We start from the raw sequence: 11,817 nt of genomic DNA, 5'->3' as shown, positions 1-11,817 counted from the left end.
GGAAGTGCGGCAACGCATGAAGCTTACCGGTACTAATAGTTCGATTGGCTTGATCGTTCTCATTCCTAATGTCCATCAAAACCAGCGCTCACGCATGAGCGGGCCTTACGGCCCTATGCTCCGCGAGGGCGCCGGACGACCGGCGACGCGCAGTCGCGCTTGCGGGCTTTGCCCGAAAGCCGATCGCAAAAGTCGTCACTTGGCACACAAAGACCAGCGAATAGCCCCGAGAGGCACCGGATAGGGGAACCCTATTCGCACCTCTCTATTCCCTATTCGCTACACAAAGCTTCTCGAACAACGTGCGTTTTGCCGACCTGGTGGTTATGGCGGAGCGGCTGCACCCGATCCCATTCCGAACTCGGCCGTGAAACGCTCCAGCGCTGATGGTACTTCGTCTCAAGACGCGGGAGAGTAAGTCGCTGCCAGGTCTGCCAAACGCACGTTAAATCAAGCCATCGCCTGATCGAACACGATCACGACGATGGCGCAAATCTTCTCGCAACGAAACAAGGCCCGAAAACGGGTAGCGGGCCGCCAGTCCTTACCGATTGGGCGGCCCTTTTGATTGGCGACCTCTCGAAATCATCCGGGCAAACGCCTATATGAAACCGAGCGAAAGCCGAAATCTTCGCAAGGCCCATCGGCGCAGGCAAAACCTGCAAAATGGGCACTGCAAATACGACATTTTGCCCGAGGCAAAAGTCGGATAACGCGGGGTGGAGCAGCACCCCATCCGACCGCAGGAACCGAAGGTTCCAAGGACGGAAAACCAAGAAAGTCCGGGCTGCCCGGCCGGCTTATGCCGATAGGTTGACGCGGGGTGGAGCAGCCCGGTAGCTCGTCAGGCTCATAACCTGAAGGTCACAGGTTCAAATCCTGTCCCCGCAACCAAATACGACAGGCCCGCACGGTCAAAACCGGCGGGCCTTTCGCATATCAGCTCGCCAAACCGAAACGCCCCGCCTCGTGCGGGGCGTTTGGCTGTCGAGGTCCCCGACATGTCGTCGGCCGCGCAGGCCAAGCACGCCCATTCGCCGCGCCAACGCCTCATTGGATCAGCCGCCCATCCGCCACCAACTGCCCCAGTCCCTGCACGGCCAAGCCGAGCTCGCCAAACGCCAGGCCGCAACAGCCAGCCGACAGGACGGCCAGCCACTCGCGATCGATGAGAGTACATCAGTGCGCGCCAGCAAGTGGCAGCGGCGTCAGCACGCCGGCGCGGTGCTTTCGCGGATGACGATCTCGACAGGCAGGATCGTCTCCATCGGGACGTCTTCGGGCTTCTCGCCATTCATCAGCTGCATCAGGATCGTGGCCGCGGTGCGACCGGCACTGTGCTGCTGGATCCTGACGGTCGTCAGCTTGGGCCTGATCAACTCCAGGAACGGCATGTCGTTGAACCCGGTGACCGAGATCTGGCGCGGACAGTCGATGCCTTGCTCGCGCAGCCCGTCGATCGCTCCAAGCGCGAGACGGTCGTTGGCGCACAGGATCGCCGTGAATGTCCTGCCCGAGGCGAGCAGTTGCTGGACGCAGCGCGCGCCTTCGAGCTCGTCGAAGCGCTTGGCGGTGACGACAAGGTCGGAGTGGAATTCGATCGACAGCTTTTTGGCGGCATTACGGAAAGCGGCGAGGCGCAGCTGACCGGTCGACAGATCCTGCGGTCCGGCGAGATGGGCGATGTCGCGATGCCCGAGATCGCCGAGATGGCGCAGCATCTGGCAGATGCCGGCATCCTCGTCGTTGATGACATAGGGAATTTTCGAATTCTCGACCTTGCGGTTCAGCGTCACCACGGGGAGCCCGTCGGCCGCCGCCTTGGCGATGGTCGGGTCGGAGCGCAGCACCGCCGCATGGATGATGCCGTCGACGCCGCGGTCGCGCAACACATCGACGAGGCGGCTTTCGCGGTCGCGTTCGCTGTCGGTATTGACGATGATCGAAGCATAGCCGAGCGGTTCGAGGATGCTTTCGATGCCGCGCAGGATGGGTGGGAAGATGACGTTGGTGATGTCGGGGATCATCACACCCACCGTCATCGTCCGGTTGGTGCGCAGGCCCGCCGCAATGCGGTTCGGACGATAGCCCAGCGCGTCCGCCGCCGCCTGGATTCGGCTCGCGACTTCTTGCGTGATCGTCTTGCGCTCGACCGGGTCCAAGGCGCGGGACACTGTCGAAACGTGCACGCCCGTCTCGCGGGCGATATCTTTGAGGGTGATCCGTTTCTGCCGCATTTTGCCAAACTATCAGAACGGGCACCCTTCACGCAATCGTTTGCGAAATATCCTTGACCGCTTTTGGGCGTCATGGTAATTCAGTCACGCAATCGATTGCACAAACAAGCGTTGAGTGCTTGGAAGAGCCTGTGCGTCGAGGCGAATGCGAGGCTGTCTGGGAGGGCGGCGAAGCGAATACCCCCAATTATCGCCTACGAAGGACGGGCAAACCTGAGGAGGCAGGCCTGTCGGGGGTACGAAAATTAAGCCAGGCGCGCGTCTCGATCGTTGCCGCCCGGTCATTGGTGCAGTCGATCGCTAACGGGAGGAAAGCGTATGAGATTGAATACATTGCTCGCTGCGACAGCCGCAGCGGCCTTGATGGCAAGTGCGGCTCATGCCGACAATCTGAAAATCGGCGCCTCGCTGCCGATCACCGGCGGGTTGTCGGTCAGCGGCGAGAAGCACAAGCGGGGCTACGAGCTCTGCACCAAGCTGATCAACCAGGCTGGGGGTATCCTCGGCAGGCAGGTCGAGCTGGTCGTCAGCGACAACCGTTCCGATACGGCAACGGCGATCAACCAGTACGAACGCTTCATCAATGTCGACAAGGTTGAGGCGGTCTACGGCACGTTTTCCAGCCGCCTGACATTTCCTGTCGCCAGCATCCTGTCGAAATACAACATGGTGCATGCCATTCCCTCGGGTGGCGCGCTGCGTATTTATGAGCAGGGCTACAAGAACCTGTTCTATTTCCAGGTCAATGCCGCCGAATATACCGGCAAGGACGTTGCCGGCGTGATCAAGCAGCTCATCGCGGCCGATCAGGCCCCCAAGACCGTGGCGGTCGTTTCCGCCGACGACTTCTTCGCTAACGCCATTGCCGCCGGCCTGCTCGGTCAGAAGGTCAAGGATCCGGCGACCGACAAGGAAATCGCCGATCTGGCGCCGGGCTATCTTGCCGACGTCGGCATCAAGGTGGTGATGGAAGAGAAGTGGCCGGAAGAAGGCTTCAACGACTGGCTCAACCTTGCCAACTCGATCAAGCGCTCCGGTGCCGAGATGATCGTCGGCCTGACTGCCTCGGCGGAAGAAGCGGTGCAGTTGACGCGCGCGCTCAAGACTGTCGGCGCCACGCCCAAGCTGGTCTATCTCAGCCAGGGCGCGCAGACCGAGTTCATCGAAGGCGTCGGCAAGGAAGCCGCCGACGGCGTGCTGATCCACACCACCTGGCACAAGGATGTGCCGTTCGAAAGCACGCTGGCCGGCAAGCCGTTCAACAATGCCGATTTCGTCAAGGCCTTCCAGGCCGAGTACGGCGTCGAGCCCGACGAGGACAGCGCCATTCCGTTCGCGGTCTGCCAGGGCATCGAGCAGGCGATGACCGGTGCCGGCACCACCGACAATGCCAAGATGGGCGAATGGCTGCACGCGCGCACCAAGGACAACCCGGTCCGCACCGTGCTTGGCCGCTTCTCCTGGGACGAGGTCGGCCTGCCGGTCGAGAAGTCCCACATCATGACCCAGTGGCAGGGCGGTAATCTGAAGTTCGTCTATCCGACCGGCGAGTTCGAAGGTGTGTCGCCGTTCAGCTACCCCAAGAACGGCTTCTGACAAGGCAATCCGGGAGGACGCCCGTTCGCGGGCGTCTTCACCACCGCCGGCCTGGCCGGCTGAGCTCGGAATGGGAGATCGGGCGCATGCTCGAAGTCAAAAACCTTTGTAAACATTTCGGCGGCATCAAGGCCGTCGACGGCGCAACGTTCACTGTCGAGAGAGGGTCGATCACCGCCCTGATCGGGCCGAACGGGGCCGGCAAGACAACCGCCTTCAACTGCATCAGCCGGACGGCGGTGCCGAGCTCCGGCGAGGTCTGGCTGGACGGCGAGCGCATCGACAATCTGCGCCCGCACAAGATCACCGCCAAGGGCCTCAGCCGCACCTTCCAGATCTCGCGCAACCTCGGCGACATGACGGTGATCGAAAACGTCATCGTCCAGTCCAAGGTCGAGGGCATCCGCGGCCTGTTCAAGCCGGCAATGTCGCGCGAGGAAAAGGACAAGGCGATGTCCATCCTCGATTTCCTCGGCATCACCCGCATCGCCCATGAGGACGGTCATAACCTGTCTTATGGCCAGAAGAAGCTGATGGATCTGGCGGCACTGTTGATGTCCGACCCCAAGATCATCCTGCTCGACGAGCCGGCCGGCGGCGTCAATCCGTCGCTGATGGAAGAGATCGTCGGCCACATCCGCGCCCTCAACGACAAGGGCATGACGGTGCTGATCGTCGAGCACAACATGGACCTGATCATGCGGCTTTCCCACAAGGTCGTGGTCATGGCGCATGGCAAGGTCATCTGCGCCGGCACGCCCGAAGTCGTCCGCAAGGACCCCCATGTGCTCGACGCCTATCTCGGCGGCGTGCTCGAAGACGAGGCGGCATGATGACCAAGCTTCTCGAAGTCACCAACATCACCGCCGGCTATGGCGATGGCCCCGCCATCCTCGACGGCGCGCATCTGACCGTCGAGCCCGGCAAGGTGCATTGCATCATCGGGCCCAATGGTGCTGGCAAGTCGACGCTGCTCAAGGCGATCTGCGGCATGCTGTCGATCCGCAAGGGCGACGTGATCTTCAAGGGCGAGCGGCTGAACGGCCTGCGCCCCGACCAGATCCTGCGCAAGGGCATCTGCTTCGTGCCGCAGGAACGCGCGCTGTTTCCCAAGATGACGGTGCGTGAAAACCTGCGCATGGGCGGCTTCATCCTTGACGACAAGAAGGAGCTGGAGCGGCGCATCGAGGGTATCCTCGAGCGTTTCCCGATCCTGCGCGAGCGCGCCGACCAGCACGCCGGCACCATGTCCGGTGGCCAGCAGCAGACACTCGCCATGGCCCGCACGCTGATCATCAAGCCCGACATCGTCATGCTCGACGAGCCCTCGCTCGGCCTGGCGCCCAAGATCGTCCAGGAGATGTTCGACATCATGAAGATGATGTCGGCCGAGGGCGTCACCGTGCTTCTGGTCGAGCAGAACGCCTTGATGGGGCTGAAGAACGCCGACTGGGGCGTGGTGCTCGATCTTGGCCGGACGCTGTTTGAAGGCCCGGCAAGCGAAGTGCTGGCCGACCCGCGCATCCAGGAACTTTACCTCGGCGGCAAGAAGGCCGCCTGACGGGGATCATCATGGCAGAGATTTTGCAGATACTGATTTTGGGCCTGGCGCTTGGCGGCGTCATCGCCCTGATGGGCTCGGGCCTGTCGCTGGTCTTCGGCGTGATGCGCATCGTCAATCTGGCGCATCCCTCGCTGATCATCGGCGGCGCCTACATCACCTATTGGGGTTTCAAGATGCTCGGCGTCGACCCGATCGTGATGCTGCCGGTGGCGGCCCTGATCATGGCGGCCATCGGCGTGGTGCTCTACCGGCTGGTGTTCCAGCGCGAAGCCAAGAGCGCCAAATATTCGGAAATGACGGTGCTCTTGACCTTCGCGCTGGCGATGATGGTGGAAGGCCTGCTCGGCGCGCTGTTCACCAACACCCAGCGCGTCACGTCGCCCGACTACGCCACGGCGGCCTTCTTCATCGGCGACGTGTTCATTCCCAAGGGCCAGCTCTATGCGGGCATCGTGTCGCTGGCCATCATCACCGCGCTGTCGCTGTTCCTCAAATATTCGCGGCTCGGCTACGCCATCCGCGCCACCACCCAGAACCGCGAGGCGGCCGAACTGCTCGGCGTCAATGTCCAGTTCATCAGCATTCTCGCCTTCGCCATCGGCCTTGGCCTTGCGGGTGCCGCGGGTTCGCTTGTCAGCTTCGTGTTCAGCTTCTTCCCGGCCAAGCATTGGGAGTGGATCGCCATGCTGATGTCGGTGGTGGTGCTCGGCGGCATGGGCAGCATCTTGGGCACCGTCGTGGGGGCGCTGTTCCTCTCCGTGGTCGCGGCCTTCGTCGGCACCTGGATCGGCGCCACCTGGTCGACGCTGACCTTCTTCCTCGCTCTGTTCATCATCTTGCTGGTGCGGCCCCAGGGGCTGTTCGGCGAAAAACCGGAGTTGGCGTGATGGCCGTTACCCTGCAGGACACCAGCGCCAGCGCTGTGCTCGAGGCGCGCCGCGCCCACAACGACAAACTGTCGCGCAAGGCCGACCAGGCCAGGGCGACATGGTTTCCGCTCGCGGCCCTCGCCGTCCTTATTGCCCTGCCGCTGCTGCAGTTTTATGGCAACTACAACTACGTGCTGCACCTGGTGCTGTTCACAGCCTCCTACGTCGCCATGGCCTCGGGCTGGAACATCCTCGGCGGCTTTGCCGGTTATGTCTCGCTCGGCCATGCCGTGTTCTTCGGCATCGGGGGCTACTTCTCCGGCATGATCCTGGCGCGCTACGGCATTTCCACGATTGTCACCGCACCGCTCGCCGGTCTGGTCGCCGCGGCATTCGGCTATCTCGTCGGCATGGTCACGCTCAAGGTGCGCGGCCCGAGTTTCATCATCTCTTCGATCGCGCTTTTGATGATCGCCCGCATCCTGTTCGACAACTGGCATTTCATCGGCGGCGCCAACGGGCTGACCTTGCCGCCCAACCACCTGTCGGTGCAGTGGGCCAAGGTGCCCTACTACTATGCCATGCTGGCGATCGCCGCCTTCTCGGTGTGGGCGAGCTACAAGATCAAGCACTCGAAGTTCGGCCTTGGCCTGCGCGCCATCTCCAAGGACGAGATCAAGGCTGAAAGTGCGGGCATCGACACGCGCTTCTACAAGGTCGTCGCCTTCGCGCTGTCGGCATTCTTCGTCGGCATGGCGGGCGCGGTGTGGGGCGAATACCTGACCTACCTCCGCCCCAACATCTTCCTGTTGATCCTGATCTCGGCCAACCTCGTTTTGATGTGCATCCTCGGCGGCAAGGGCACGATCGCCGGGCCGGTCGTCGGCGCCATCATGATCGTGGCGCTCAACGAGATCTTCGTCGCCACAATGGGCGCGTCCGAGGTCAACATCCTCGGCACCGGCCTCGTCATGGCGCTGGGGCTGATGTTCTTCCCGCTCGGGCTGATCGGCACGCTGGCCAAGAACGGCAAGCTGCCTCGAATTCTCAACTGGGACTAGCTGCTCGCCCTTCGAGCCCAAGCCGTGAACCCAAACCTCGTGCAGACAGCGAGAGGAAAAAGACATGCCGGAATTTGTGCTTCATAACGCGCCGCAGTCGACCTGCAGCCAGCGTGTCCGCTATGTCCTTCACGCCAAGGGCAAGGCCTTCGAGGAACACAAGCTCGATTTGTTCAAGGGCGACCAGCTCAAGCCGGAATATCTGGCGATCAACCCCAATGGCGTGGTGCCGACGCTGCTGCACGAAGGTGCAGCGGTCACCGACTCCGCCGTCATCGTCGAATACCTTGAAGATATCTTGGGCGACGTGGCGCCGCTCAGGCCGCGCGATCCGCTCAAGGTGGCTGAGATGCGGGCGATGATGCGCTTCATCGACGAGGTGCCGACGCCGGCGATCCGCGTGCCGTCCTACAACCTTGCCTTCCTGCCGCACTACCAGGCGATGAGCGAGCAGGAATTTCAGGCGCTGTGCGACAGCAAGCCCCTGCGCCGCGAGTTCCTGATGAAGATGGGCCGCACCGGTTTCCCTAGGGCGGACATGGACGAAGCGCTCGGTCGTCTCCAGCGCGGCATCGACCGCATGGCGACATGGCTGGCGACGAGCGGCGGACCCTGGCTGATGGGCAAGGACATGACGCTGGCCGACATCTCGATCATGCCCGTCATTGTCCGGATGGACGACATCAATCTTGGCGGCATGTGGCGGGACGCACCGGAGATTGGCCGTTGGCTCGACAATATCAGGGCCACCGACGCCTTCGCCAGGACCTACTACCACGGCTCGCTGCTGACCGAAAAATACCCGCATCTGCGCACGGCCGCAAACCAAGCCGAACCTGCCGAAGCCTGACTTCGGAAGCACTGGAGAATGACCATGAACCATATCAGCATCGAGCCCAAGCTCATCACCAGGGAAGCCGATGTGACCCCGACGGTGCTCGCGGCGATGGCGGACACCGACAATCCCCGGCTCAAGCAGATCATGACGGCACTGGTGACGCATCTGCACCAGTTCGTGCTCGAGACGCGCCCGACCGAAGAGGAATTCGAATACGCGCTGCGCTGGATCGTCGAGATCGGCCAGCTCACCAACGAGTTCCACAACGAGGTCGTGCTCGCCGCCGACGTGCTCGGTGCTTCGACGCTGATCGACCTGATCAACAATAACGGCATGCAGGGCGAAACGATGTCGGCGCTTCTCGGGCCGTTCTATCGCGGCCACGCGCCGCTGTGCCAGTCCGGCGATTGCATCGCCCGCTCGGACACGCCTGGAGCCTCGCTGTTCTTCAAGGGCCAGGTGATAGGCGCGGACGGTGCCCCGATCGCCGGTGCTACGCTTGACGTGTGGCAGGCGTCGCCTGTCGGCCTCTACGAAAACCAGGACGAAAGCCAGGAGGATTTCAATCTTCGCGGCAAGTTCACCAGCGGTGCCGACGGCCGGTTCCATTTCCAGTCGGTCAAGCCGGCTGGCTATCCGGTGCCGACCGATGGCCCGGTAGGCGTGCTGCTGCGCGCCCAGAACCGGGAGCCGATGCGTCCGGCCCATATCCATTTCATCGTCACGGCTCCCGGCCACAAGACGCTGATCACCCAGATCTTCTCCGACACGCCGGAGGCGCTGGCCGCCGATGTTGTATTCGGCGCCAAGCAGCAGATCGTCGGCGATTTTGTCATGCATACCGAGCCGCATCCCGATTTCGCTGGCGCGACGCTGCCTTTCTACACCTGCGAATACGACTTCAAGCTGGTGGCGGGAACGCCGACTTTCCCCATCCCGCCGATCTCGGGAAAGAAGAGCTGACCGATGACTGCCCAGAATTCATCCCATCCGCTTGAAGGCAAGGTGACTGTCGTCGTCGGTGGCTCGGGAGGCATCGGCCGCGAGACCTGCCGTTTGTTTGCCGAAGCCGGCGCAACCGTCATTGTCGGCTACCGCTCGGGCAGGGAAAAGGCCGAAGAGATCGTCGCGAGCTTGCCGGGCGCGGGTCATGCCGCCTTGCCGGTTTCAATCGAGGACACCGCAACGATCGAAGCCTTCCGCGATGCCGTGCTCGCCAGGTTCGGGCGGGCCGACATCCTGGTCAATACCGCTGGTATCACCCAGCCGGTGGCGCATGGCGATCTCGACGCGCTGACCGACGAGCTGATCGACAGCATCTTCATCAACAACTGGCGCGGCGTCTTCGCCACCATCCGCGCCTTCGCACCGGCGCTCAAAGTCAGCGGTGACGGATTGATCGTCAATGTCTCGTCGATCGCCGCCTTCACCGGCATCGGCTCCAACGTCGCTTATTGCGGCGCCAAGGCCGGCCTCGACATCATGGCCAATTCGCTCGGCCGGGCGCTTGCGCCGGAGATCCGCGTCATGACGGTGTCCCCCGGTGCGGTCGACACCCAGTTCGTGCCGGGACGCGGCAAGGAGTTCGCCGACAAGGTCGCGGCAACCACGCCGCTCAAGCGGATCACCAGCCCGACCGATGTCGCCGAAGCCATCATCGCTTGCGCGACCCAGCTCAAATTCTCGACCGGCAGCCGCATTGTCGTCGACGGGGGGAGGCACCTCTGATGCAGCCGAAAGTCATCATCACCTGTGCCGTCACCGGCAATCTGACGACGCGCGAAAACCATCCCGGCCTGCCGGTGACACCGGAGGAAATCGCCAATTCCTGCCTCGAAGCGGCGGATGCCGGTGCTGCTATCGCCCATATCCACGTCCGCGATCCCGAGACGGCAAAACCGTCGATGGAGCTGAAATATTACCGCGAAGTGGTGGAAAGGATCCGGGCGAAAAACAACGCGCTGATCCTCAACATCACCACCGGTCCCGGCGGGCGCTACCATCCAAGTGACGAGAACCCGGCCGTCGCCGGTCCGCGCACGACGCTGATACGGCCGGAAAAGCGGGTCGAGCATATCGTCGCGCTGAAGCCCGACATCGCAACGCTTGACCTCAACACCATGACCTTCGGCAACGAGGTGGTGATCAACACGCCCGGCAATGTGAAGATCATGGCCGACATCATCAACGAGGCTGGCTCCAAGCCGGAACTTGAGGTCTTCGACTCAGGCCATATCGTTCTGGCGCAGGACCTGCTGAAAGCGGGCGTGCTGAAATCGCCGGCGATGTTCACCATCGTCACCGGCGTCAAATACGGCTTTCCGGCAACGACCGACATGATGGCCGCCGCCGCGCGCATGCTGCCTGCTGACGCCGTGTGGACCGGGTTCGGCGTCGGCCGCATGTCGTTTCCGATGGCGATGCAGGCCTATCTGCTCGGTGGCCATGTCCGCGTCGGGCTGGAGGACAATTCCTACATCGCCAAGGGCGTGCTCGCCAAAGGCAATGGCGAGCTGGTCGAGCGCGTTCGCGACCTCATCGAAAAACTCGGCGGGCAGATTGCCGGCCCGTCGGAAGCCAGGGAAATGCTGGGGCTTGCCGCCTGAGGCGGCGCAGCTTGCGTAAAGGAGATCAAACCAGATGAACATTCAAGCAAGCGCCAAGACCGGCAATGCCCTCAGGGTCTCGCAAAAGTCGCCCGATCTCGACAACCTTTTGATCGAGGTCGCCGAGGTTACTGTGCCGCGCCCCGGTCCCGGCCAGGTTCTGGTCGAGATCGTCGCCGCTGGCGTCAATCCGAGCGACGTCAAGGCATCGCTCGGCCACATGCCGCATGCGGTGTGGCCGCGCACGCCCGGCCGCGATTTCGGCGGCATCGTGCGCGAAGGGCCTTCGCAGATGATCGGCATGGAGGTCTGGGGCGGCGGCGGCGAACTCGGCATCAGCCAGGATGGCAGCCACGCCAAATGGATGGTGCTCGACCAGAAGGCGGTGCGCGCCAAGCCGAGGAATTTTTCGATGGAGGAGGCAGGTTCGATCGGCGTGCCGTTCATCACCGCCTATGAAGGTTTCCGCGAGGCCGGCGGCGTCCAGCCGACCGACGTCGTCCTGGTTTGCGGCGGCAACGGCAAGGTCGGGCAGGCGGCGATCCAGCTGGCGACGATGGCCGGCGCGAAGGTCTTCGCCGTCGAGTACAACGACCAGCCGCTGATGGGTCATACCAATGGCCCGGTCACGATGCTGAACAGCGGCGCGCAGGATGTCGCGGCGATCGTCCGCGAGATGACCGATGGCCACGGTGCCGATATCGTCTTCAACACTGTCGGCAGCCCCTATTTCGAGATCGCCAACAAGGCGATGGCCAAGCAGGCGCGGCAGATCTTCATCTCGACCTTCGACCGCGCCGTGCCCTTCGACATCTTCAACTTCTTCCGCGGACGCCACAAATATATCGGCGTCGACACGCTGGCGCTTTCGTCTGTCGACGGCGCCCGCATCTTCGACAGGCTGAAATTGAAGTTCGAGGAAGGCCTGCTCAAGCCGTTCCCCATCAATCCGGCCACCTGCTACGGTTTTGCCGATGCCGCCAAGGCCTATGCCTCGGTGCTGCGCGGCACGCCCGAGCGGGTCTTGCTCAAGCCGTAAGGGGACC

General features: G+C 62.7%; 11 protein-coding genes, 1 tRNA gene and 1 rRNA gene. 12 read left to right on the top strand and 1 reads right to left on the bottom strand.

Annotated elements, in window-relative coordinates:
- The first annotated feature begins 316 nt into the window (after positions 1-316).
- Positions 317-431 (top strand): 5S ribosomal RNA (rrf, locus tag AC1RTB_RS07950).
- A 386-nt stretch (positions 432-817) separates the two neighbouring features.
- Positions 818-894, top strand: a tRNA-Met gene (locus AC1RTB_RS07945).
- A 314-nt stretch (positions 895-1,208) separates the two neighbouring features.
- Here AC1RTB_RS07945 and AC1RTB_RS07940 read toward each other — a convergent pair.
- A complete protein-coding gene (locus AC1RTB_RS07940) occupies positions 1,209-2,237 on the bottom strand; it encodes a LacI family DNA-binding transcriptional regulator (RefSeq protein ID WP_492876310.1) in 1,029 nt (342 codons plus the stop codon).
- 318 nt (positions 2,238-2,555) lie between these two features.
- On the opposite strand from AC1RTB_RS07940, the gene AC1RTB_RS07935 reads away from it, so the two are divergent.
- The 10 genes from AC1RTB_RS07935 (at position 2,556) to AC1RTB_RS07890 (ending at position 11,810) form a co-directional block, all read left to right on the top strand.
- Entirely contained in the window at positions 2,556-3,833 is a 1,278-nt protein-coding gene (locus AC1RTB_RS07935) for an amino acid ABC transporter substrate-binding protein (protein WP_492876308.1), read from the top strand.
- Positions 3,834-3,919: 86 nt separating this feature from the next.
- Positions 3,920-4,666 (top strand): ABC transporter ATP-binding protein, encoded by a 747-nt coding sequence (locus tag AC1RTB_RS07930; RefSeq protein ID WP_492876306.1) that lies wholly within the window; start codon positions 3,920-3,922, stop codon positions 4,664-4,666.
- Positions 4,666-5,394, top strand: coding sequence for an ABC transporter ATP-binding protein (locus AC1RTB_RS07925; RefSeq protein ID WP_492876304.1), 729 nt, complete (start codon positions 4,666-4,668; stop codon positions 5,392-5,394). Before AC1RTB_RS07930 ends, AC1RTB_RS07925 begins: the two co-directional genes overlap by 1 nt.
- A gap of 11 nt (positions 5,395-5,405) precedes the next feature.
- Positions 5,406-6,284: a branched-chain amino acid ABC transporter permease gene (locus AC1RTB_RS07920; protein ID WP_492876302.1), complete on the top strand. Its 879-nt coding sequence runs from the start codon at positions 5,406-5,408 to the stop codon at positions 6,282-6,284.
- Positions 6,284-7,327: a branched-chain amino acid ABC transporter permease gene (locus tag AC1RTB_RS07915; protein ID WP_492876300.1), complete on the top strand. Its 1,044-nt coding sequence runs from the start codon at positions 6,284-6,286 to the stop codon at positions 7,325-7,327. The genes AC1RTB_RS07920 and AC1RTB_RS07915 overlap by 1 nt, the downstream gene beginning before the upstream one ends.
- A gap of 64 nt (positions 7,328-7,391) precedes the next feature.
- Positions 7,392-8,177: a glutathione S-transferase family protein gene (locus AC1RTB_RS07910; protein ID WP_492876298.1), complete on the top strand. Its 786-nt coding sequence runs from the start codon at positions 7,392-7,394 to the stop codon at positions 8,175-8,177.
- A 24-nt stretch (positions 8,178-8,201) separates the two neighbouring features.
- Positions 8,202-9,128, top strand: a complete 927-nt coding sequence (locus tag AC1RTB_RS07905) for a dioxygenase family protein (protein ID WP_492876297.1) — start codon at positions 8,202-8,204, stop codon at positions 9,126-9,128.
- A gap of 3 nt (positions 9,129-9,131) precedes the next feature.
- On the top strand, positions 9,132-9,893 hold the full coding sequence (locus AC1RTB_RS07900; protein WP_492876296.1) for an SDR family NAD(P)-dependent oxidoreductase: 762 nt from the start codon (positions 9,132-9,134) through the stop codon (positions 9,891-9,893).
- Positions 9,893-10,771 carry a beta-keto acid cleavage family enzyme gene (locus AC1RTB_RS07895; RefSeq protein WP_492876294.1) on the top strand — a complete coding sequence of 293 codons (879 nt, stop codon included), beginning with the start codon at positions 9,893-9,895 and terminating at the stop codon, positions 10,769-10,771. The genes AC1RTB_RS07900 and AC1RTB_RS07895 overlap by 1 nt, the downstream gene beginning before the upstream one ends.
- A gap of 34 nt (positions 10,772-10,805) precedes the next feature.
- Positions 10,806-11,810 carry a quinone oxidoreductase family protein gene (locus AC1RTB_RS07890; protein WP_492876292.1) on the top strand — a complete coding sequence of 335 codons (1,005 nt, stop codon included), beginning with the start codon at positions 10,806-10,808 and terminating at the stop codon, positions 11,808-11,810.
- Positions 11,811-11,817: the final 7 nt, after the last annotated feature.

It is taken from the genome of Aminobacter sp. GW821-FHT11F06, from assembly GCF_058808215.1.
The sequence above is the reverse complement of the archived record's forward strand: the minus strand, read 5'-3'. Positions and strand labels throughout refer to the sequence as shown.